Source organism: Clostridium fungisolvens (genome assembly GCF_014193895.1).
GTDB classification, from domain to species: Bacteria; Bacillota; Clostridia; order Clostridiales; family Clostridiaceae; genus Clostridium_AR; species Clostridium_AR fungisolvens.
In genome coordinates this window covers 3,772,833-3,795,708 of record NZ_BLZR01000001.1, presented here as the reverse complement: position 1 = coordinate 3,795,708, position 22,876 = coordinate 3,772,833, and the positions used below count along the sequence as shown (strand labels likewise).

Below are 22,876 nucleotides of genomic sequence, written 5' to 3'. Positions count from 1 at the left end.
TGTAGTGGCTCATCTATATATAAAAATAAGTACAAAAAAATGTTGCGTTATTTTAAAGAATGTTATATAATCATATTTGTTCGAAGGGGTATAGCTCAACTGGTAGAGTGGCGGTCTCCAAAACCGTAGGTTATGGGTTCGATCCCTATTGCCCCTGCCAAAAGACTAGTAGAATTAATTTTCTACTAGTCTTTTTTTGTGTATATAAAAAACTAATTGCCTAAGATACAATTTAATCCAAGAGATACATACTATTTAATATAGAAAATTAAATGCTTAATTGTGAATACACCTAATATACAGATGAATTACCAGATTGAAGTTGCTTTTATCAATTTGGCAATTTATCTTTTTTTTGTTTTGACTAAAAATCATTGGTGAAAAATTTATAAATTATAAAATAGATAGAGTGAAAAAAGAAAATACATATAATTGAAATATTTAAATAATTATTTTAATTTAAATAAATTTATGTTATGAATTTTTTAGCGATAAACAAATTTTTTGACGTTTGCACTTAGTTTCATCCATTATATGGATAAAGTTTTTATGAGTGAACTAATAAATATATAATAAAAATAAAAATTGTTAATTTTAAATTTATATACTAATTAATTAACAGTTTAATAAATTTGTTATAAGTCTAGCAAATTTAATTGATTGGTAGCTGATATTTATTATAAAATTGGAAAAAAATTGCCTTTGAAAATGTTTACTTGCTGCCAAATTAGATAGCTTATAGTAAAAGAATAAAAAAATACATGCCAAAATTAACATTTAATAATAAATTCAAAAAACTATTTACAAAATGATAATTTGTAACTATAATTTTTTATATAAACTTAAGAAAAATAACAATGAACGAGGAGATGTTAGTCGGGGGACAGGTGATACAAAATAATAGTTGATTACTTTGTATTGAAAAAGTAGAAAATTAGTACATAATAGAGATTTAGTAAGAAATTAGAAGTTATAAACATATTTAAAGGGGGACTTAAAAAATGTTTAAATACACATTAAAGAGAATTGTGATAAGTTTACTTACTATATTTATAGTAATAACAGCAACTTTCTTTTTAATCAGAGCAATACCAGGGGGACCATTTACAGGAGAAAAGAAATTACCACCTTCTATACTTGAGAACTTAAATAAGAAGTTTGGACTAGATAAACCTATGTCTCAACAATACACTACATATGTTAGTAGTATTGTAACAAAAGGTGATTTAGGACCTTCTATGATGTATGAAGGAACAACTGTTAATGATATCATCAAGAAGTTTTTCCCGGTTTCAGCAAGATTAGGATTAGCCTCAGTTATATTTTCATTAATATTCGGAGTACTACTAGGTATCCTTTCAGCATTAAAGGAAAACAAATGGCAGGATAGAGCTGCAATGGTAATATCAACCATAGGTGTAACAGTGCCAAGCTTTGTTATGGCTACATTGTTAACTTATTTCTTTGCAATACAATTAAAATTATTCCCAGCAATAGGCTTGAAGACAGCTTCTTCATATGTTTTACCTACTATAGCATTAGGCGGTTACTCAATGGCTTTCGTATCTAGATTATCAAGATCAAGCTTAGTTGAAGTACTAAGACAAGATTTTATAAGAGTTGCAAAAGCAAAAGGACTACCACAAAGAGTTGTAATAGTAAAACATGCGCTTAGAAATTCGCTTATTCCAATAATTACTTATGTAGGACCACTTTTAGCGTCAGTACTTACAGGAAGCTTTGTAGTTGAATCTATTTTCGGTATTCCTGGACTAGGAAGAGAATTTGTTACAAGTATTGGTAACAGAGATTACACTGAAATAATGGGATTAACAATTTTCTATTGTGCATTCCTAGTAATATGTAATTTAGTTGTTGATATTTTATATGGATTTGTAGATCCTAGAATTAAAATACAAGATTAGTGGAGGCGTGGAATAATGGAATTTACAAAGGATCTATTTGAATTAGTTCCAGATAATGAGAAAGATAAAGAAGGTGTCGCAAGACCTTCTATGACATATTTACAAGATGCATGGAGAAGACTTAAGCAAAATAAGTTAGCCTTGTTGGGACTAGCTGTTATTATACTTATGACTTTGGCTGCTATTTTTATTCCGATATTTTCACACTATGATTATTCTACACAGGATTTTAGCATAGCTAATAAAGGACCAAGTGCAGCTCATATATTTGGAACTGATAAGTTCGGAAGAGATATTTTCACTAGAGTAGCATATGGTGCTAGAATTTCTCTTACAGTTGCTTTCGTAGCTAGTGCTTTAAATGTTCTAATAGGAATAGTATACGGTGGTATATCAGGATACTTTGGTGGCTGGGTAGATATGATAATGATGAGAATAGTAGATATACTAAACTCAATACCAATGTTAATATATGTAATACTTATAAGTGTTGCTTTAGGTTCAAGAGATATCAAAGGTATAATTATTGCTATGACAATATCGATGTGGACAACTATGGCTAGAATAGTAAGAGGACAAATCTTAACTTTAAAAGAACAAGAATTTGTACTTGCAGCTAAAACACTTGGAGTTAAGCCATTTGCAATAATATTTAGACATCTTATACCAAATAGTATGGGGTCTATAATAGTAACATTGACTTTAGCAATTCCAGAAGCTATTTTCACTGAATCATTCCTTAGCTTTGTAGGGGTAGGTATATCTGCACCTAAAGCATCATGGGGTACTCTAGCTTCTGAAGCTGTTGAAATGATGAGAACTCATCCATCACAATTATTAATTCCTTCTTTAGCAATTTGTATAACAGTTTTTGCGTTTAATATGCTTGGCGATGGTTTAAGAGATGCCTTAGACCCTAAGATGAGAAAGTAGGAGGAAAACATAAATGCATGAAAGAATACTTGAAATAGATAATTTACAGACTTCTTTCTACACACATGTCGGAGAAGTTAAGGCGGTTAGAGGGGTATCTTTTCATTTAAACAAAGGAGAAGTACTTGGAATCGTTGGTGAGTCAGGTAGTGGTAAAAGTATCACTATGATGAGCATTATGAGACTACTTGCCGAAAGCGGAAAAGTAAAAGACGGAAAAGTAGTTTTTAATGGAGAAGAAATAAGTAGCTTTACAGATAAGCAAATGGAAAAGATCAGAGGAAATGAAATCAGTATGATATTCCAAGATCCAATGACTTCATTAAACCCAGTATTAACTGTAGGCGATCAACTTATGGAGCCATTGAAAAAACATTTAAAGATAACTGGTGAAGAAGCTAGAAAGAAAGCAATTGAAATGCTAAGTTTAGTAGGTATTCCAAGTCCAGAGAAAAGACTTAAGCAGTTCCCACATGAGTTTTCAGGTGGAATGAGACAAAGAGTTATGATAGCTATGTCTCTTATATGCAACCCTAAACTTATAATAGCTGACGAACCAACTACAGCTTTAGACGTTACAATTCAAGCTCAAATACTTGAATTACTTAAGGAATTAAAGGACAAGTTAAACACTTCAATAATAATAATAACTCACGATTTGGGAGTTGTTGCAGATATCTGTAACAGAATAAATGTTATGTATGGTGGAGTAGTAGTAGAAAGCGGAACTACAAGTGACATATTCTACAAATCAAGACATCCATATACATGGGGCCTTTTAAATAGTGTTCCTAATCCAAAGTTAGATACTAAGGAAAGATTAAAACCTATAGAAGGTACACCACCAGACTTATTAAATCCTCCTAAGGGTTGTCCTTTCGCTCCAAGATGTGAGCATGCAATGAAAATTTGTATGGAGGCTATGCCTGAGAAGTTTAATATATCAGAGAATCATTATTCATCTTGTTGGTTAAACCATCCAATGGCACCAAAGGTTGAAAGAAAATTACCTGATGAAGCAGTAGAAGAATCTCCAAAAGGCACAGGGAGGTAATTAGACAAAATGGAAGAAAAAATTTTATTAGAAGTTAAGAATTTAAAGAAATATTTCCCGATAAAAAAGGGTATACTAGGTACACAAGTGTCTAATGTTAAAGCAGTAGATGATGTATCTTTTAGCATAAAAAAAGGTGAAACATTAGGTTTTGTAGGAGAATCAGGTTGTGGTAAGACTACAACAGGTAGAACAATCATAAAACTATATGAACCAACAGATGGTCAAATAATTTATGATGGTAAGGATATAGCTAAGCTAAGTCCAGGGCAAATGCGTCCTCTTAGAAAGAAGATGCAGATGATATTCCAGGATCCATATGCATCACTTGACCCAAGAATGACTGTAGGAGATATAATAGGTGAAGCTATTGATGCTCAAAAGTTACTTGGCAAAGGTGAAAGAAATGATAAGATAACTTATCTTTTAAAGAAAGTTGGTCTTAATGGAGATCATGGATCAAGATATCCACATGAATTCTCAGGTGGACAAAGACAAAGAATTGGTATAGCTAGAGCTTTAGCAGTAGACCCAGAGTTCATAGTTTGTGATGAACCTATATCAGCTCTAGACGTTTCAATACAGGCACAAGTTGTAAATATGCTTGAAGATCTACAGCATGATTTAGGATTAACATACCTATTTATTGCTCACGATTTATCTATGGTTAAGCATATTTCTAACAGAATTGGGGTAATGTATTTAGGTCATCTAGTTGAAATAGGAGAGAGTAATGAGTTGTATAGTAAGCCATTACATCCATATACTCAAGCTTTATTATCAGCGATACCTATACCAGACCCAGATATGGCAAGTAAAAATAGAAGAATCGTATTGCAAGGAGAAACTCCTTCGCCAATAGATCCACCAGTTGGATGTAGATTCAAGGATAGATGTAAATATGCTAAGCCTATTTGTTCACAGGTAACACCTGTATTAAAAGAAGTAGGTAAAGATCATTCAGTTGCCTGTCATTTATATTAGTTTTATTTAGGTATAAATTTGTTTAAATAAATTATACAAATTTCCATTATAAGGGGGTACAATAATGTTAAAAAGAAACAAAATGAAAGTTCTTTCATTAATTCTTGCTACTTTAGTAGTAGGAACAACTTTTGTAGGCTGTGGTAAAAAAGATGATGCATCTTCTACAGCAAAGGTTGATCAGGTTGTAAAGTATAACCTTGGGGCTCAACCAAAAACAATAGATCCAGGTCTAAACAACTCTGTTGAAGGCGGTATTGTTGACGTTAATGCGTTTGAAGGTTTAGAAAACGTAGATGCTAACAATAAAGTTACTCCAGGTGTTGCTGAGAAGTACGATGTTTCAAGTGATGGAACAAAGTATACTTTCCATTTAAGAAAAGATGCAAAATGGTCGGATGGAAAAGGCGTTACAGCTAATGACTTCTACTATGCTTGGACTAGAGCTTTAGCTCCAGAAACAGCATCAGATTACGCTTACCAATTATACTACATCAAAAATGGTGAAGCATATAATGGTGGAAAAGCTAAAGTTGCAGATCTAGGAATAAAAGTAGTTGATGATTATACACTAGAAGTTACACTAGAGGCTCCAACAGCTTACTTCTTAGCTTTAACAGCATTCCCAACTTACTTCCCAGTAAGAAAAGATATCGTTGAAGCTAATAAAGAAGGATGGGCTACTGATGCAAAGACATTTGTATCTAACGGAGCATACAAAATGTCTGAATATGCTCAAAAAGACCATATGACATTTGTTAAGAACGATAGCTATTGGGATAAAGCAAATGTTAAGCTTGACAAAATCCAATACACATTATTAGATAATGAAACATCTGCATTAAATGCTTTTGAATCTGGTGAAATAGATGCTACAGATTTATTACCAGCAGAACAAAAGCAAAGCTTAATCAAAGATGGTAAGGCTAAAGTTTATCCATACCTTGGAACATACTACTATGCAGTAAATGTTTCAAACAAGAACGTTTCTGCTGATGTTGCTAAAGCATTAAGCAATACTAATGTAAGAAAAGCACTTAGCATGGCAATAGATAGAACTGCTATAGTTGAAAATGTAACAAAGGGTGGAGAACAACCTGCTACATCATACGTTCCAAAGGGAATAGTTGATAGTACAGGTAAAGAATTCAAGAACAAGGATTACCTAAAGACTACAGCTGATGTTGAAGGTGCTAAGAAGTTACTTGCTGATGCTGGATATCCAGAAGGTAAGGGATTCCCTAAACTTGAAATTAAGTACAACACAGGACAAGGACATCAAAACATCGCTCAAGCTATACAAGAAATGTGGAAGAAGAACTTAGGAATCGACGTTACACTAGTTAATGAAGAAAGAAAAGTTCAATTAGATGACTTAACAAAGCATAACTTCATGGTATGTAGAACAGCATGGATTGCTGACTACAACGATCCAATGACATTTATAGATATGTACTACACTAACGGCGGAAATAACAATCCTGGTTACACTAACCCAGAATATGACAAGTTAGTTGATGCTGCTAAGAAGGGTACTGATGCTGCTAAGAGAACAGAAGATATGCATAAGGCAGAAGACATATTAATGAATGATATGCCAATAATCCCAATATACTACTACACTAACGTTCTTGCACTTAAGAATAATATAACTGATTTACAAAAATCCCCACTAGGATTTGTATACTTCAGAAATACTGTAGTAGAAGCTGCTTCTAAATAAGGCATTTTATCAGTTGCTTATAGCATCAGATAATATATAAAGTGGTAGTATCTTTAGTTGTTGACTTAACTAAAGATACTACCTTTTAATATGCTGTTACTTGAGTATTCATAATTTATTAAAATTAGAAATAAAGTATTGCGCATGTCTCATGAATATGATATTATATCTTTTGTAAGCGTTATTTTAGGGGTATAGCTCAACTGGTAGAGTGGCGGTCTCCAAAACCGTAGGTTGTGGGTTCGATCCCTACTGCCCCTGCCAATATGGTAAACGAAGCTTACGAGGATGATCCGCGAATATTCTTTTGGATATTCGTGGATTTTTCTTGTATTTATTTAATAATTTTCAAAAATATTATTATATTAGTTGAGATTTATACTCTTAATTAATGAAAAAATCATTATATTTTTGCTTTAAAAAATATAACTATAATTTTAATTTATTTTATTAGATTTTATAAATTATACTTCAGTAAAGTTTCATTAAGACGATAATATAATTAATAATAAAATTTACAACATATAGAAAATATAGTATAATTATGTTTGCTGTGAAATTTATAATTATAATTTTTTAAAACATTATTACAGTAAATCTAAATAAGAAAATAATAGGTCAATGAATTTTATAATCTTATAAATTTGTGTTAAGTATAAATAAAATTTAAGAAGGCTCTTAAGTATTAAATTTGGGGTGGGAAAATGTACTATTATTTTAAGTATTATAAGAAAAAAGGGATTATAAGAAATATTATTAAAGGCTACTTAGGAAATGAAGAATTGACATACATGATAAAAGAGTACATAGATGTTATAGAAACAATTGGTACTCATAATAAAATATTTGTAATGGATGTTTCTGATTTAGAACTTGTAAAATCAGAAGTCAGTGATACATATTGCGAATTTTTAAGAAATACATCTAAAGAACAATGGATAATTAATATAATAATAATGCCTAAATCTATAATAGGAAGCTACCAGCTAAAAAAGTTTATTAAAAATTCAGGTGTAAATCCAATCTTAGTTAATAGTAGTAGAGAAGCTATAAATGTAATAAAGAACTATAAAGGAAGTACATACCAGAATTGCATTTAATTTTATAGTCTATTAAAATCGTTTGTGGTTAATATAATAGTGTAAACCAAAAAGGTTTACTGCTGATGTATCGTTTAAACTGGAGAAAGTTTTAAGGATATTGCTGTCAAGCAAAAAGTTAAAATCTTAATTTAGTGGATTACGATACATAAGAAACCATCTCAAAACCAAAGGAGGAATGTTATATGTCAAGATCAAGAACATTAGTTCCAGAGGCGAAACAAGGATTATCTAAGTTTAAATTTGAAGTAGCAAGAGAACTAGGAGTTCCATTAGGTGATTATAATGGAGATCTAACATCAAAACAATGTGGTTCCGTAGGTGGAGAAATGGTAAAAAGAATGGTAGAGGAATTCGAAGGACACATGACAACTAATCACTAGTCATAGTGGAAGGCATTTGGTAGGTTAAATCTTAGTTATGTAATCTGACCATTAAGGGAGGAGTTACTATGAGTAATGATGTACCACCAGATAGTAGATTCTAATACCGGGGCACAAGAAATTGTGCCCTTTTATTCTTTAGAAAATTCACAGATTTTTTATGGATTCTTCTTAAATAAAAAAACAATACGCTACTCTTAACTTTGTATATTTTCAAAAGAGATTTTATAAGAAAATTTATTTACAATGAAGAGAAGCCTTATAAGGAGGAATAACTGATGGATTGGAAAAAAGGTATAGTTACTTTTGATGATGGTTCAAGTTATGATGGAGAATTTTTGATAAATGAAGAAGGACAGATATATAACATAAAAGTATTTAAAGATGGTAAAGCAATAAAAGAAGTCAATGCAGAGGAATTTGCTAGTAGTTTAGGTAAAAGTATTGAGGATGTTTACCCATACAAAGCGACTTTTGGGCAAAATATATATAAATAGTAAAGTTGTAAGTAAAAAGAGGCTGAGCCTCTTTTTTTTGATTTATTTTTATGCTAAAATGAGAACAAAAGTTCGTTTTGTAAAATAGCAAATGGAGGATACTATGGATAAGGTAAAGATATTGCACTGTAGCGACTTGCATTTTGATACTCCCTTTACTGATTTATCTAGTGATATAGCAGAGCAAAGAAAGGAAGAGCTTCAAGATACATTTAGTTCCATAATTGAATTAGCAAGTAACGAGAATGTAGATGCTATTTTATTAGCAGGTGATATTTTTGATAATTTACGTGTGAGAAAGAGCACTTTGGATTTGTTGAGAAAGAAGCTTGAAGGTATTCCTAATATAGAAGTGTTTATAGCACCTGGAAATCATGATCCTAATAACGATAGATCTTTTTATAGCATGATAAACTGGCCGAGTAACGTTCATATATTTGGGGCTGGTTTTATAAGGTATAAGCTAAAAGGAAAAAATGTCGTAGTATATGGTGCTGGTTTTACAGGTAATTATGTCAAAAGGTCTATGCTAAGAGATTTTAAAGTTGATAGTGAGGATGAAGGTTCAATAAAGTTAATGGTACTTCACGGAGAAGTGGAGAACGGAAATAATTCAAATGAATATAATCCAATAACTACTGGAGATATTGAGAACTCATCTATGAATTATATAGCGTTAGGTCATAGACACCAATTTTCTCAAATAAAAAGAGCAGGTAATACTCTGTATGCTTATTGTGGCTGCCCAGAGGGGAGAGGCTTTGATGAGTTAGGTGAAAAGGGAATTATATTAGGAGAAGTTGGACTTAATTTCAATACTCTTAAGTTTATTCCAACAAATAAGAGAACTTATATGGTGGTACATGTTAATATAAGCGATGCCATGAATTATGATGATATCAAAGAAAAAATATTGGAAGTAGTGAACGAAGAAAGTAGAATCAAAGATTTATATAAAATTATACTAACAGGAGAAATTCATGAAGATTTTAATATAGATTTAGAAGTAATGCTCAATAAGTTAGTAGAATATTTCTATTTTATTAAGTTAGAAGATTCAACAAAAATAAAAATGGATATAGCTGAAGTTATTGAAGAGCATTCTGTAAAAGGTATATTTGCAAAGAAGGTAATGGAAAAAATGGATGAATGTACTGAGGATGAAAAATCTATATATGAATTAGCATTGAAGATCGGTATACAAAGTCTTTCTGAAGGAGAGATTAGACTAAATGATAATTAAGAAGATAGATATAAAGAGTTTTGGCAAAGTAAGAAATAAGGAGATTAACTTTACTGAGGGCTTTAACATAGTGTATGGACATAATGAGTCAGGAAAAAGTACTATACAAACATTTATAAAGGCATGCTTTTATGGAATGAATAGCAAGAGAGTAAAGGATGTAAGGGAAAATGAAAGACTCAGATATCTCAATTTAAATGATAATAAAGCAGAAGGCGAAATTCATTTTGAATATAATGACGATAATTATATAATAAGAAGAACTTTCGGAAGTACAAAGAAAGAAGACACAATACAAACTATTGATTGTATAACAGGTGAGGAAATTCCATCTTTGAATGTGGACAATGTGGGGAAAAATATATTTGATGTTAATTCTGCAGCATTTGAAAATACTCTTTTTATTAAACAACTAAGTGGAGAAGTGAAGAATTCGAAAGAAGATGATATCTTACATAAAATATCTAATTCATTTCAAACTGGCAATGAAAATATATCTTATCAAAAAGCTAAAGATACACTAGAACAGTATAAAAAATCCTTAGTAACCCAAAGAAAAGGCGGAAAACTTGATTTGCTTAAAGTAAGATTTGATAGCTTATTAGATGAGAGAAATAATGCTATAAGATTAGCTGAGGCAAACTTGAATAATGAAAAAAATTACTTAGAAGTTAAAGCTAAAAGGGATGAACTTGAAATCACTATTAAAAAGCTTGAAATTTATAAAAAACATTTGAAAAGGTTGAAACTAAAAGAAGAATATGGAGAAATAACCGATTATCTAAGGAAGAGTCAAGAATTAAAAAAGAGAAAAGAAGAATATGAATACAATTTGATTTCTAGCAATGGTGTAATTGATTATTATTTTTTAGATGGTCTACAAGAAGATGTGACAGGTTTATTTAATCTTCTCGATATAAATAACCAAAGACAAGAAGAAGAAAAACAGCTTCTTGGGGAACTTGAGGAAAAGAATAACTACTTAAGTATATATGAGAACTTTGATGAGTTTGATTTAAATATTGATGAAAAGCTTATAAAAGTTTCAATAGAGCAAAAGCTCATAGAAGAGAAGATATCCATGATATTGGATACAAATGAAGAGATAGATAAAATAGAGGATGAAATAAAACAAAAGATAAATAATTTAAAAGATTATAAAACTATTAGCGAGCACAGAGAAGAAATAGATAGGCTACTTCTTAATTATGAAGAAGATTTAAAGGAAATTAAGTTTTTAATTGATAGAAAATCAAAAACAAAAGTGGGAAAAAGCCAAATTGAAAGTTTGAAAGGTAAAAATAAGGTCATAAACTCTATTTCATTAGTATTGATTATATGTGCTGTATTTTCAATTTTTGCAGCGCTAACAGGCTTTCTTACTCTAAATATTGGTGTGATAATAGCTTTTATTTTATTCGTAATTAGTGGAATTATGTTTATGACATCTAGTAAAAATAAATATCATATTGATCAAGGCTTAATTAATTTAGAAGAAGAAAATACAATAAGTACTTTAACTGAATCATTTAAACAATATGAACAACAGTTAAACAAATATTTTAATATAACAGGAAGCAATGATCATATAAGTTTTAAAAAGTATTTGAATACCTTTGATATTTGTAATAATCAAATAGAAATTCTTAAGGCAAGGATTAGTGAAAAGAAAAATAGCATTAAGAACATGAATCTGTATGAATTAGAAGATAGTGCGATTAGAAATGAGAAGGTTATTAATTCTGTTTTATCAATTACAAAGAGTAGAGATATAGATGAGTTTGTGAAGAATATAAAGCAATATAGAATTATTATTCAGGAAAAGGAAGAGATAGATAATAGAATATTATCTATAAGGAAAAACCTCGATTATCTTCAAAACGATATAAAGTTAAAGAAAGATACTATTTATAGTAGATTAAAAACTCTTGGATTAGACCATTTAGACCTTGAAGATATTCCTGAAGAGATAAAGAATATGAGATATAAGCTTCAGCAACGAGAAGAGATAATGGTAAGGTTAAATTCAATTGAAGAGACTTATAAGTTGCTTTTAAAAGACAGAGACATACAGGCTATAGAAGATGAAGTTAAAGAAATAATTAATGAGACTAATGAATTTTCATATGAAAATGAGGACGAGATAGAAAATGATATCCGTTTAAAACAACAAGAACTGCTCAATATAGAAAAAGAGATGAAAGACATAGAGTATAGCATAAAAAATATATTCTTAACAACAAGAAGACTGGATGTAATTGAAGAAGACATAGAATCAGTTAAAGAACAGATAAAAGAAGGTGAAAAGACTGTAAGAGCAATCGAAATAGCTCAAGTTATTATGGATGAATCCTTTAAAGAGATACAAAAGAGTTTCGGACCTGTCTTAAATGAGAAAGTTACGGCTATTTTAAGTAAAATCACTATGGGAAAGTACTCAGATGTGAAAATAAATGAAACCTTCGAAATCACAGTTAAACAAAGCAACGACGGAAGATATATAAAGGCTGAATATTTAAGCAATGGAGCTTGGGATCAAGCGTATATTTCTTTGAGACTTGCTTTAATTGATATGATATTTGAAAATAAAAATGTTCCTATAATTTTAGATGATGCATTTGTACAATACGATGATGAAAGACTTGAAAATATACTTAACTATTTATATGAAATATCTGATGTGAGACAAATAATAATATTTACTTGTCAAAAAAGAGAATTGGATATAGCTTGCACCAAGGAACGAATAAATATAATCAGTCTTTAGTTTTAAAAAGTTTTTGTATTTTACAACCTAATATTGACAATACTTTTTATAGATTGTATACTTTAAAACGTAATGCAAATCATTTGCAAAAAGGAGTGTCAATATGAATATTAGAAGGTTGAGTTTAAATATAGCAACTTTAATTTCATCTCTATTACTGGTTAGTAGTTTTGTAGGATGTACTAAAAGCGCTGTAAAAACCGATAGCGATAAACTAAAAGTTACCGTTTCGATAAATCCTTTGAAAGAATTTGCTGAGGCTATAGGTAAAGATAAGATAGACGTAAATGTAATGGTTCCAGAAGGGATGGAGCCCCATGATTTTGAGCCAAAGAGTAAAGATCTTGTAGAGCTAAACAAGTCAAGTATATTTGTTTATAATGGCTTTGGTATGGAAGAATGGTTAGATAAAGTTGAAGACACTATAGAAGATAAAAATAAAATCCAGCTAATTGATAGTTCAAAAGGTATAGAACAAATAAAAACTGATGGAAAAGTTGACCCACATATATGGTTAAGTTTAAAAAACGCTGAAATTCAGTCTTTGAACATAAAGGAAGCTTTAGTAAAAGCTGATAGCAAAAATAAAGATTTTTATGAAAAGAACTACAAGGAATTCACTGATAAACTTGAAAAACTTTATCAGGATAATAAAACAAAATTCAGTGAGCTGAAGACTAAAGATTTTGTTACTGGTCACGAGGCATTTGGATATTTATGCAGAGATTTTGGTCTTAAACAAATGAGTGTAGAGGATGTATTTGCAGAGGGAGAAATAACTCCACAGAAACTAAAGGATCTTGTAGACTTCTGTAGAGCTAATAATATAAAGACCATATTTTCAGAGCAGCTAGCAAGTCCTAAGGTGTCGCAGACATTGGCAAACGAAGTAGGAGCTAAAATTCAAACTATCTACACTATTGAAAGCAAAGAAGATAATAAAGATTACTATGAAAGTATGAAAGATAATTTAGATAAGATATACAATAGCTTAAAATAATAATATGCAATTAAAGCACGATATTGAAATTAATTGGTTATTCATCCAATGCTTAAATGAGCTTACGCAAAGAATTAATATGATTTTGTCATATTCTATGGCTAAAACTGTAAACTCACTACGCTCGAACAGTACAGTTTTTTAACGCCATTACATCTGCCAAAATCATTTAATTCTAATAGCTCGCTCATATAGCATTTCCTGCATAACCAATTAATTTCAATAGTATTCTTAAAAGTAGATAATAATAATTTATAACATAGATGTATCATTTTAATAGTTAAATTTATATTTGCCAGTATCTAGTAGGCGAAAGTAGTTTAATTATGAAATTATGCATCTTTATATTTTTACTGTAAAAGAGCATATAAAATTTCTATAGCCGTAAAATATTGATATTTCAATGATCTTATAAGTTTTTTATGGATATATAGTAAAAAATAAAATTTATTTGCTTGTAAGATTCTTCACATACGGTTAAGAAAAGGCAGATGCGCAAAAAAATTCACCAGAAAAGATCGATTTAGCGAATTTTTTATTACAAAATATGTTAAAATCATATATAGTGTAAACATAATTTAGGAGGTGCTGGATGGATAGAAGTTTTTATGAAAATAGAAAAAGTGAAGGTGAAAAAATATATAAAGAAATTGCGAGTAGATGCAACGTGGTAAGCTTTTTGAGGCTTGTCACTTTTATGATTTTTATAGCTGCGTGTTTTGCAATATATTATACAGGAAAAAACTATCTAATATATGGTGTACTGATTATGGCAATAGTTCTCTTTGTATACTTTGTATATTTGCATTCAAAGAAATTAGAGGAAAAGGTTAGAAGAGAAAAATTTATTGAGATAAATGAAGAAGCCATACAAAGAATAGATGGGAGATGGAAGAGTTTTCAGGATACTGGATCGGAATTTTTATATATAAAACACCCTTTTGTAAATGACCTAGATATATTTGGTGAACACTCATTATTTCAATGGATAAATACAACAAAAACTTCTTATGGAAGAAAGAAGCTGGCTTCATTATTATCTTTAAATGAACTTCCGAGTAGAGAAGAGATCTATCAGAGACAGCAGGCAGTTAAGGAGCTTGGAGCAAATATAGATTTTAGACAAAAGCTTCAGGTTGAAGGAAGTCTTAAAGACTCAGCCCTAGGTGATACTGAAAACTTTATACAATGGTGTAAAGGAAAAAATGAGAATATTTTAGGTAGTTTCATGAAGATTGCAATGATATTACTTCCGGTAGCTTTCTTATCAGTAACGTTTTTGTACTTCTTCACTGACTATATAATATCAATATTTCCTGTATCTATAGGTATTCTTAATTTTTTAGTATTAAAGCTTGGTACTAAGGAAAGAAATGAAGCTTTAGATATAGTTTATGAGCTTAAGAGTAGTATATATACTTATTTTAATATGATTAAAATAGTGGAAGAGGAAAGTTTTGATTCAAATAAGCTAACAAAAATAAAGTCTATGCTTATTAATGATGAGTTTAACTTTACCGAGGAAATGAAAGAGTTAAATTCCATCGCTAACAAGATTGCAGACAGAAAAAACATGATATATATAATAATCAATGTAGCCTTACTTTGGGATTATCATTTACTAACAAGACTAGAATACTGGAGAAGAAAAAATAGTGAAAGATTAGAGCAGTGGCTTGAAGCATTGGGGGAAATTGAAGCTCTATGTTCTATAGCAAATATAAGCGGAGATAACCCAAATTGGACTTATGGAGTGGTAACAGATGACTTATCTCTTGAAGGAGAGAATGTCAGCCATCCATTATTAGGGCAAAGGGCTATAGCTAACAGTTTTTCCCTTAATAATAACAACAGGATTATGCTTGTTACTGGATCTAATATGTCTGGTAAGAGTACGTTCCTAAGAACTATAGGCATAAATACTGTTTTTACATATGTAGGAGCTCCGGTTAATGGAACTGCATATAAGTGTCCAATACTTAATATATATACTTGCATGAGAATAGGGGATAATCTTGAAGAGAACATATCTTCATTTTATGCAGAAATATTGAGAATAAAAAGTCTAATAAATGCTACTGATAATGGCGAAAGAGTGTTGTTTATGTTAGATGAAATTTTCAGAGGAACAAACTCAAAGGATAGACATACAGGAGCTGAAATTTTAATTAATCAACTTAGTGAAAAAAATGCTGTAGGACTTGTATCTACACATGATCTAGAGTTATGTGATCTTGAAGAAAACAATAAGAAAGTGATAAATTATAACTTTAGAGAACACTATGAAAATAATGAAATTAAGTTTGATTATAAGCTAAGAAAAGGGAAGTCTACTACAAGAAATGCTATTTATCTTATGAAGATGGCTGGAATCAATATCTAGTTATTGACAGTAGCATTAGGGTAGAGTAAAATTATACCGATAAAACTCCAAAATGTTATATTTATTTTCTTGAATAAAACATACACTTTGGGGTTTTATTATTTAGATAGAGTACTTTATACTAAAATATATTTTTATAACTTTTACTATAGATGTACCACTTCAATCCTAAATCTATTTTTAAAACTCTCACGGGTTTTGGTGAGAGAATTTAAAAATAATAAGTTTTAATATGAAGTGGTCCATCTATGACTCTAGGGATAGGGTTTGAAAAAATAAATTTGATTATAAAGTGGAATATCAATAAAATAGTGAGTATGGTGGAGTATGAAGAGAAAAGTAAATTGGGTAGTTGTTTTAGTTTTGTTATTGTTTGCGTTGGCCTCCACAACTTATGGGTGGAAAAGCTCATCGAAGGTTACTGTTAATGGAGATGAAAATGTGGCCAAGACCTTAAAGGATAATGTAAATGTATTCTGTAAGGATATAGGGCCAAGAGATTATAATAATTATGATAACCTAGAAAAGAGTAAGCAGTACATAATAAGTAAATTTAAATCAATGGGATACAACATAGGGATACAAGATTATCAAATTGGGGATAAAACATTTTCTAATATTGTTGCTACAAAAAACTGTTTAAATAAGAATAAGGATAGTAAGACTGTTATAATAGGTGCTCACTATGATTCAACTTTAGGATCCGCAGATGGTGGAGCATCAGGAATATCAGCTCTGATTACATTAGCTGATTTATATAAGAATACAAATGCATATCATAATGTAAGATTTGTAGCTTTTGTAAATGGGGAAAAAGTATTTGCAAAAACTGACCAAATGGGCAGTAAGATATATGCAGATTATATAAAACAACAAAATGAAAATATTGAAGGTGTAATAGTCCTAGATTCTATAGGTTATTACTCAGATAAACCTTTATCACAAAGATATCCGTTTATGGGTCCTTCAATGCCTAATAAGGCTAATTTCTTAGCAATAGTAGGAAACACTGATTCAAAAGCTTTAGCTGAGAATGTTACAAGTTATATTAATGACAGTTCATGGCTTCCAGTTAAAAATATAAACAAGGACTTTTTAATTGGTTATGGAATAAAGGACAGTTATTCATTTTCAAAGGATGGATTTAAAACAATTCTTTTGACAGATACTTCAATATATAGATTTGAAGACATAAATAGAGCAGATGATAAGGTAGAGGACATAGATTTTAACTATATGAGTGAGATAGTTAAAAATCTTAAGGAGTATTTAATAAGTTACTAAAATAGTATATAATTAATATATTACATTAAATTATATTGAATAAAACTTTGAGTTCAATATAATTTTTTTCTTTTATATGTACGGAGGTAAACAAATGAATTTTGAGGGAAATCAGAATAGATACATAAATTCTAAGCATCTCGGTGTACAAGTAGTAAAAGGTTATTTACATACAGGAAAAACTTCTGCAGCATTGCATAGGACTATAAATCTGAAAAACAATTATTGTTTATATAACAGTGATAAGATTGCATTTATTACAACCAATAATAAAAATAAAATGCTTGTTCAGTCTTTTTACGAAGCAACAGTTAAAAAGAATAGACCTAGTAGTATTACCTTGTTTTCACTTATTGAAAAAGAGGTTGAGTTTTTTTCCTTAGATGAATTAATTGATCTGTACTTTGAATTATATATTGAAGATAATGGAACTAATTTCAAAGATATAACAGAATCAGATAAGCTTTTAATATTAAGAGAGGTTTTAGAAGCTAATGAAAGTAGTATAAATAAAATCAGAACAATAAAAAATAGTTCTATATATTTTATACTGGATGAAATACAATGGATAAAGGCAAGTGTACTATCAAGGGATGAGTATGCTGAGGTTAATAGAAAGGGCAGAGTGAAAGCTGTAAGAAAAAACTCTTCGGCTAGAGAACTGCTTTATAGTTTAAATCTACAATATCAAAGTAGAATGAAAGAACTATATTTCATTGATAAATACGACAAGGCTAATTATGCAAGGCTTATGGTTGAGAATGATAATAATAAATACATACATATACTTCTAGATAATTGTGAGAACTTAACTAGAGGAGAGCTTAATTTCATTAAAGCATTATATGATAAAAAAGAATATTCATCTTTTACATATCTTATAAATACAATTGAAAGTTCAGAAAGATATGCTTGGCTTAAGAGTGGAATAAAGTTAGGCTACATGAATGACTTTGATAAATTTAAAAATTATAGATTTACTTGTAGCTCAGTTAAAAAATTAGATAATTACTCGTTGGAGAGGTTTACCTATATTAATCTAAAGCATAAGAGTGAACATACATTTATGATAGACGGAGCATCTACTAGTAATGAAATAATAATTGATTATAATGATAAGCAAGAAGTTATTAAGGAAGAAGAGCTTGTTGAAGTACCGATGTATAGTGATATTGCTGCTGGTGAACCTATACCGATGAATGGAGAACAGGAAAGTAATTTTTATATCCCATACAACTGGATTAGAGGAAAGAAAGATAACTTTATACTTCATGTAAAAGGTGATAGTATGAAGAATGCTAATATTAATGATGGGGATTTTGTTGTTATTAGAAGACAACAATCTGCAGATCATAATGATATAGTAGCAGCAGAGATAGAAGGTAGTGCAACACTAAAGAGACTAAATTTGAAAAATAAAATTCCATACCTTATGCCTGAAAATCCAAAATATCAGCCTATTTCTCTTGAAAATAGAGATGCATCTATTTTAGGTATTGCAATTGGAGTGATAAAGCAAGTATAAATCAGACCTATGGTCTGATTTTTTTTCTTTTACATGTATTTGTAAATATAAATAAGAAGGGGGTATATTTTTTTTATTAAAGAAGTAAATAAAAGTGAAATAAATAACTATTTATGGCATAATTATAATAAGAGATATGATGAGGGGATGAGGCAATGGGGTATGTTATAATAGATTTGGAATTTAATAATCTAAAAAATATAACTAAATATTATCCTAATTTTTATAGTCTTTATGAAGAATTTAAAGATCCTAAGTTAGAAAATGAGATAATTGAGGTTGGAGCAGTAAAGCTTGATAAAATGATGAATTGTATAGGTCAATTTAAAACATACGTAAAGCCTAGTGCTTTAAATGTACTAAACCCTAAGATTACTGAAATTACAGGAATAACTGATGATAATTTAAGCTTAGGAATAACCTTTAATGAAGCAATGGACAAACTTAATAAATTTGTGGATGATGATTCTATAATATGTTCTTGGGCTAAGGATGATATAGCTGAAATATTTAGAAATGCATTTTACCACAATTATAATAATGTAAGTTGGTTAAAAGAATACCTAGATATACAAGAGTATGTAACTAAAATCCTTGGGCATAAGAAAGCATTAAGCTTAAAAAATGCGTTAGAGGAATTAAAGATAAAAGTGGATGAAAGTAAATTACATGATGCACTAAATGATGCAGTGTATACATCAGAAGTATTTAAAAGACTTTTCAACAATAGGATAGTAAAAGGTTATATAGTAAAAGATGTTTATAACATGCCTGCAATCATGATAAAAGATCTTCAAAACTATAAAATAGATATATCAAAGTTAGACTATAAATGTCCAAAATGTAAAACTAATATAAATGTGGAAAGGCCTTTGAAGCTTTTCAATTGGAGGTTTATGGGGATTGGTAAGTGTCCAAAGTGTAATACAAAAGTATTACAAGAGGTTGTTGTTAAAAAGACCATAAGTGGAGATGAAATTTATAATAATGTGAACAGTGTGTTGAATGATATGGAGTATACTGATTATTATTATAAGTTTGATAAGGCAAACTAGATTATAAGTTTGCCTTTTTTAATGTAAAGGAAGTTATAAAATTTTCAAGGTAGTTAAAACTAGATATTTCAATGTTTTTATAAGTTTTTTATGGCTATACAGTAAAAAATAAAATTTAAGTCGCCTGTAAGTTTCTTCATATACATTTGGAAAGGCAGATGCGTTAAAAAAGTTCACTGAAGAAGGTCGCTTCAGCGACTTTTTTATGACATTAGTTATATTTAAATGCAAAGCTGCACGTTATAGTTTGGTTATCGGTTATCACATAAAAACCTATTTTGCTTATATTGGGGTTTAATAGATATCCTTTATAATCCTCAATCAGTGCTTGAGTTAGCATATTACTATTAATAGAATACTGATTAGTCAATCTTTGTTTGTAAATGCAATAATTTATATCAGAGTTCAGTTGATATAAATCATTTTCATATGCTTTGAAATTATTAAGATAAATCTGTGCTGAATTACTGAGCTCGCTATCTATAGAGAACTCAGGTAAAGAATAATATGACCTAATGGTATTTATGTTATTTAAACATTTAGTTTTGTAAATTTCTATTGAGTCACTTTGATCAGAATAATATGTTTTGGTATTAGCTATACATGAATCGTAAGATATATTTAGAGATATAATAAGTGAAAAATAGAAATATAAAAGTTTTTTCATAAAATCACTCCTATACTTATTGTTCCATTTTAGGAATAAAGTATACTAAGATGAATTCTAATAATATTTAGTTTGACACCGAATTGATATAATTAAGTAGTAATATTATGTTGTTGATAAAGTGTAAATTAATATAAATGTAATAACATTTGCATAATAGATATGTTAAAATGGTTAAGAGAGATTAATAAAAATTTTGTTTGGGAAGGGTAACATATGAATATTGCATTTTTTCTAACACCTAAAAATGAAGTTATTTACGAGAACACCGATGCAACCATGAGACAGGTAATGGAAAGAATGGAGCATCATGGATATACAGCAATTCCTCTTATTGATAGAAACGGAAAGTATGTTGGAACACTGACAGAAGGTGATCTTCTGTGGAAGCTTAAGAATACTCCAGATTTAAATTTTAAAAATACTAATGGAGTGAAGGTTAAGGAGATATATAGGAGAGTTAATCACAAGAGTGTATCAATAAATTCCGATATAGAGAGTATAATTTCCTTATCAATTTCACAAAATTTTGTTCCTGTGGTAGATGACAATGGTACGTTTATAGGAATAATAAAAAGAAGTGACATAATAAACTATTGTTATAATACATTGAAAAGCACAATTGCGTAAAGAAGTTTAATTTTATAATAAGTTATTTAAAAGCTATCTGTAAGGATAGCTTTTTTAACTGTATAGGAAATTATGAAATTTTAAAGTTAGCTAAACCTAGATATTTCAATGCTTTTATAAGTTTTTTATAGCTATACAGTAAAGAATAAAACTTATTAGACTGCTAAATTTTCCTCATATGCATTCGGAAAGGCAGATGCGCAAAAAAATTCACTAAAGAAAATCGCTTTAGCGAATTTTTTATTTCAACAATATTCTTAAACATAGCCTTTGTTAAATTATGATAATTATTATCATTTAACCTAATTTATGTTATAATTATAAGTAAAATAAATTATTAGACACTTATAAAGATAGTAATGATTTGAAAGATATATATATAACTAATTAAGATGTACATGAGGTGAAGATATGCTGATGATAATTTCTCCAGCAAAGACACTGGATTTTAGTAATAAAAATCAAGAATTAAGACTAAATAGACCAAGGTTTTTACAATATTCAAAAATTCTGATAGATGAGTTAAAAAAGAATTCTCCAGATGATATTAGCAGACTTATGAAAATTAATTTATCACTGGCAGAAATGAATCATACTAGATATTTGCAATGGACGAAAGAAATAAGTGATATAGACAAACATGCAGTTCTAGCATTTAAAGGAGAAGTATATAGGGGATTGAGTGCAGGAGATATGTCAGTAGATCAATTAGAATTTGCTGATAAACACTTAAGAATACTGTCAGGGTTATATGGAATACTTAAGCCTTTGGATGGAATAAAACCTTATAGATTAGAAATGGGGATAAAGTTAAAACATGATGAGCATAAAAATCTTTATAGTTTTTGGGGAGATAAAATAGCAGAGGATATTAATGGTGACTTAGATAAGCACACCCAAAAGTTTTTGATAAACTTAGCCTCAGAAGAGTACTATAAAGCAGTTAAAGAATACATTAAGCATCCCGTAATTAATATAACATTTAAAGATAGAAAAAGGGGTGTTTATAAGATAATACCTATATATGCAAAGAGGGCAAGAGGACTTATGGCTAGATATGTGATAGAAAATAAAATTGATACGGTGGATGGATTAAAAGAGTTTGAGATGGAGGACTATATATACGCAGATTACATGTCCTCAGAAAAGAACCTAGTGTTTTTAAGGGGATAATGTATATATTCCTCTGAACAGACATACTACTTCAATCCTTATACTCAAAATAATGCTTTCGGTGATTCTGCGAAGCATTATTTTGATAGATTTAAATATTAAATAATTTTGTATAAATACTTCTATTTGGCCATAATATTATTTATAGCTACTGCTGTAATAGATTTTTAATGCAAGTTTTTTATTAAGAAAAAATATTAGAGATGTATTGACAAAAGCAAAATGAAGGAATATTATATAATCAAGACACCCCCCATAGGGGGTGGGTGGAGGTGTAATATGAACGAAGAAAAGAAAAAAGCTCTTCAAGCTTTAAAAACCTGCAAAGGACAAATTGAAGGCATTATAAAAATGATTGAAGAAGACAGATATTGTATAGATATTTCTAACCAAATGATAGCAGCTCAAGGGCTACTTAAAAGAGCTAATAAATTAGTTTTAAAGCAACACATGACACTTTGCGTTAAAGCTGCAATAAAGAGAGAATATGATGCTGAAGAAAAAATAGATGAGGTCTTGGGGATCTTAGATAAATTGATGGATAAATAAG

At 29.6% G+C, this 22,876-nt stretch carries 19 protein-coding genes and 2 tRNA genes; 20 read left to right on the top strand and 1 reads right to left on the bottom strand.

Annotation, left to right across the window (positions count from 1 at the left end):
* The first annotated feature begins 84 nt into the window (after positions 1 to 84).
* The 17 genes from bsdtw1_RS16690 (at position 85) to bsdtw1_RS16610 (ending at position 19,856) form a co-directional block, all read left to right on the top strand.
* A tRNA-Trp gene (locus tag bsdtw1_RS16690) sits at positions 85 to 160 on the top strand.
* An 841-nt stretch (positions 161 to 1,001) separates the two neighbouring features.
* Positions 1,002 to 1,925 carry an ABC transporter permease gene (locus bsdtw1_RS16685; RefSeq protein ID WP_183278690.1) on the top strand — a complete coding sequence of 308 codons (924 nt, stop codon included), beginning with the start codon at positions 1,002 to 1,004 and terminating at the stop codon, positions 1,923 to 1,925.
* Positions 1,926 to 1,940: 15 nt separating this feature from the next.
* Entirely contained in the window at positions 1,941 to 2,858 is a 918-nt protein-coding gene (locus bsdtw1_RS16680; RefSeq protein ID WP_183278689.1) for an ABC transporter permease, read from the top strand.
* Positions 2,859 to 2,871: 13 nt separating this feature from the next.
* Positions 2,872 to 3,912, top strand: coding sequence for an ABC transporter ATP-binding protein (locus bsdtw1_RS16675; RefSeq protein WP_183278688.1), 1,041 nt, complete (start codon positions 2,872 to 2,874; stop codon positions 3,910 to 3,912).
* Between the two features lie 9 nt (positions 3,913 to 3,921).
* A complete protein-coding gene (locus bsdtw1_RS16670; RefSeq protein WP_183278687.1) occupies positions 3,922 to 4,896 on the top strand; it encodes an ABC transporter ATP-binding protein in 975 nt (324 codons plus the stop codon).
* A 64-nt stretch (positions 4,897 to 4,960) separates the two neighbouring features.
* On the top strand, positions 4,961 to 6,619 hold the full coding sequence (locus bsdtw1_RS16665; RefSeq protein ID WP_183278686.1) for a peptide ABC transporter substrate-binding protein: 1,659 nt from the start codon (positions 4,961 to 4,963) through the stop codon (positions 6,617 to 6,619).
* A gap of 188 nt (positions 6,620 to 6,807) precedes the next feature.
* A tRNA-Trp gene (locus bsdtw1_RS16660) sits at positions 6,808 to 6,883 on the top strand.
* A 440-nt stretch (positions 6,884 to 7,323) separates the two neighbouring features.
* Entirely contained in the window at positions 7,324 to 7,719 is a 396-nt protein-coding gene (locus bsdtw1_RS16655; protein ID WP_183278685.1) for a hypothetical protein, read from the top strand.
* A gap of 185 nt (positions 7,720 to 7,904) precedes the next feature.
* Positions 7,905 to 8,102 carry an alpha/beta-type small acid-soluble spore protein gene (locus bsdtw1_RS16650; protein ID WP_183278684.1) on the top strand — a complete coding sequence of 66 codons (198 nt, stop codon included), beginning with the start codon at positions 7,905 to 7,907 and terminating at the stop codon, positions 8,100 to 8,102.
* A gap of 278 nt (positions 8,103 to 8,380) precedes the next feature.
* The gene (locus tag bsdtw1_RS16645) at positions 8,381 to 8,599 is read left to right on the top strand and encodes a hypothetical protein (RefSeq protein WP_183278683.1); all 219 of its coding nucleotides are present in this window, start codon (positions 8,381 to 8,383) and stop codon (positions 8,597 to 8,599) included.
* Between the two features lie 103 nt (positions 8,600 to 8,702).
* Positions 8,703 to 9,842 (top strand): metallophosphoesterase family protein, encoded by a 1,140-nt coding sequence (locus bsdtw1_RS16640; protein ID WP_183278682.1) that lies wholly within the window; start codon positions 8,703 to 8,705, stop codon positions 9,840 to 9,842.
* Positions 9,832 to 12,609, top strand: coding sequence for an ATP-binding protein (locus bsdtw1_RS16635; RefSeq protein ID WP_183278681.1), 2,778 nt, complete (start codon positions 9,832 to 9,834; stop codon positions 12,607 to 12,609). Before bsdtw1_RS16640 ends, bsdtw1_RS16635 begins: the two co-directional genes overlap by 11 nt.
* A 118-nt stretch (positions 12,610 to 12,727) precedes the next feature.
* Positions 12,728 to 13,609: a metal ABC transporter solute-binding protein, Zn/Mn family gene (locus bsdtw1_RS16630; protein WP_371874759.1), complete on the top strand. Its 882-nt coding sequence runs from the start codon at positions 12,728 to 12,730 to the stop codon at positions 13,607 to 13,609.
* 592 nt (positions 13,610 to 14,201) lie between these two features.
* The gene (locus tag bsdtw1_RS16625) at positions 14,202 to 15,992 is read left to right on the top strand and encodes a MutS-related protein (protein WP_183278679.1); all 1,791 of its coding nucleotides are present in this window, start codon (positions 14,202 to 14,204) and stop codon (positions 15,990 to 15,992) included.
* A gap of 327 nt (positions 15,993 to 16,319) precedes the next feature.
* Positions 16,320 to 17,276 carry a M28 family peptidase gene (locus bsdtw1_RS16620; RefSeq protein ID WP_183278678.1) on the top strand — a complete coding sequence of 319 codons (957 nt, stop codon included), beginning with the start codon at positions 16,320 to 16,322 and terminating at the stop codon, positions 17,274 to 17,276.
* A gap of 94 nt (positions 17,277 to 17,370) precedes the next feature.
* Positions 17,371 to 18,801: a transcriptional repressor LexA gene (gene lexA, locus bsdtw1_RS16615; protein WP_183278677.1), complete on the top strand. Its 1,431-nt coding sequence runs from the start codon at positions 17,371 to 17,373 to the stop codon at positions 18,799 to 18,801.
* A gap of 155 nt (positions 18,802 to 18,956) precedes the next feature.
* A complete protein-coding gene (locus bsdtw1_RS16610; RefSeq protein ID WP_183278676.1) occupies positions 18,957 to 19,856 on the top strand; it encodes a 3'-5' exonuclease in 900 nt (299 codons plus the stop codon).
* A 211-nt stretch (positions 19,857 to 20,067) separates the two neighbouring features.
* Here bsdtw1_RS16610 and bsdtw1_RS16605 read toward each other — a convergent pair whose 3' ends face one another.
* Entirely contained in the window at positions 20,068 to 20,523 is a 456-nt protein-coding gene (locus bsdtw1_RS16605) for a CAP domain-containing protein (protein ID WP_183278675.1), read from the bottom strand.
* A gap of 216 nt (positions 20,524 to 20,739) precedes the next feature.
* Here bsdtw1_RS16605 and bsdtw1_RS16600 point away from each other — a divergent pair, with 216 nt between their 5' ends.
* The 3 genes from bsdtw1_RS16600 (at position 20,740) to bsdtw1_RS16590 (ending at position 22,875) form a co-directional block, all read left to right on the top strand.
* The gene (locus bsdtw1_RS16600; protein WP_183278674.1) at positions 20,740 to 21,153 is read left to right on the top strand and encodes a CBS domain-containing protein; all 414 of its coding nucleotides are present in this window, start codon (positions 20,740 to 20,742) and stop codon (positions 21,151 to 21,153) included.
* A gap of 411 nt (positions 21,154 to 21,564) precedes the next feature.
* Entirely contained in the window at positions 21,565 to 22,326 is a 762-nt protein-coding gene (gene yaaA / locus bsdtw1_RS16595) for a peroxide stress protein YaaA (RefSeq protein WP_183278673.1), read from the top strand.
* Between the two features lie 279 nt (positions 22,327 to 22,605).
* On the top strand, positions 22,606 to 22,875 hold the full coding sequence (locus bsdtw1_RS16590; protein WP_183278672.1) for a metal-sensing transcriptional repressor: 270 nt from the start codon (positions 22,606 to 22,608) through the stop codon (positions 22,873 to 22,875).
* Position 22,876 lies beyond the last annotated feature (1 nt).

Bases quoted from the DNA above. Each gene is read 5' to 3' on its own strand.
- bsdtw1_RS16665 (WP_183278686.1), top strand. From the start codon at position 4,961: ATGTTAAAAAGAAACAAAATGAAAGTTCTTTCATTAATTCTTGCTACT.
- yaaA (WP_183278673.1), top strand. From the start codon at position 21,565: ATGCTGATGATAATTTCTCCAGCAAAGACACTGGATTTTAGTAATAAA.
- bsdtw1_RS16635 (WP_183278681.1), top strand. From the start codon at position 9,832: ATGATAATTAAGAAGATAGATATAAAGAGTTTTGGCAAAGTAAGAAAT.
- bsdtw1_RS16600 (WP_183278674.1), top strand. From the start codon at position 20,740: ATGAATATTGCATTTTTTCTAACACCTAAAAATGAAGTTATTTACGAG.
- bsdtw1_RS16685 (WP_183278690.1), top strand. From the start codon at position 1,002: ATGTTTAAATACACATTAAAGAGAATTGTGATAAGTTTACTTACTATA.
- lexA (WP_183278677.1), top strand. From the start codon at position 17,371: ATGAATTTTGAGGGAAATCAGAATAGATACATAAATTCTAAGCATCTC.
- bsdtw1_RS16670 (WP_183278687.1), top strand. From the start codon at position 3,922: ATGGAAGAAAAAATTTTATTAGAAGTTAAGAATTTAAAGAAATATTTC.
- bsdtw1_RS16680 (WP_183278689.1), top strand. From the start codon at position 1,941: ATGGAATTTACAAAGGATCTATTTGAATTAGTTCCAGATAATGAGAAA.
- bsdtw1_RS16675 (WP_183278688.1), top strand. From the start codon at position 2,872: ATGCATGAAAGAATACTTGAAATAGATAATTTACAGACTTCTTTCTAC.
- bsdtw1_RS16605 (WP_183278675.1), bottom strand. From the start codon at position 20,523: ATGAAAAAACTTTTATATTTCTATTTTTCACTTATTATATCTCTAAAT.
- bsdtw1_RS16640 (WP_183278682.1), top strand. From the start codon at position 8,703: ATGGATAAGGTAAAGATATTGCACTGTAGCGACTTGCATTTTGATACT.
- bsdtw1_RS16620 (WP_183278678.1), top strand. From the start codon at position 16,320: ATGAAGAGAAAAGTAAATTGGGTAGTTGTTTTAGTTTTGTTATTGTTT.
- bsdtw1_RS16655 (WP_183278685.1), top strand. From the start codon at position 7,324: ATGTACTATTATTTTAAGTATTATAAGAAAAAAGGGATTATAAGAAAT.
- bsdtw1_RS16645 (WP_183278683.1), top strand. From the start codon at position 8,381: ATGGATTGGAAAAAAGGTATAGTTACTTTTGATGATGGTTCAAGTTAT.
- bsdtw1_RS16650 (WP_183278684.1), top strand. From the start codon at position 7,905: ATGTCAAGATCAAGAACATTAGTTCCAGAGGCGAAACAAGGATTATCT.
- bsdtw1_RS16590 (WP_183278672.1), top strand. From the start codon at position 22,606: ATGAACGAAGAAAAGAAAAAAGCTCTTCAAGCTTTAAAAACCTGCAAA.
- bsdtw1_RS16625 (WP_183278679.1), top strand. From the start codon at position 14,202: ATGGATAGAAGTTTTTATGAAAATAGAAAAAGTGAAGGTGAAAAAATA.
- bsdtw1_RS16610 (WP_183278676.1), top strand. From the start codon at position 18,957: ATGGGGTATGTTATAATAGATTTGGAATTTAATAATCTAAAAAATATA.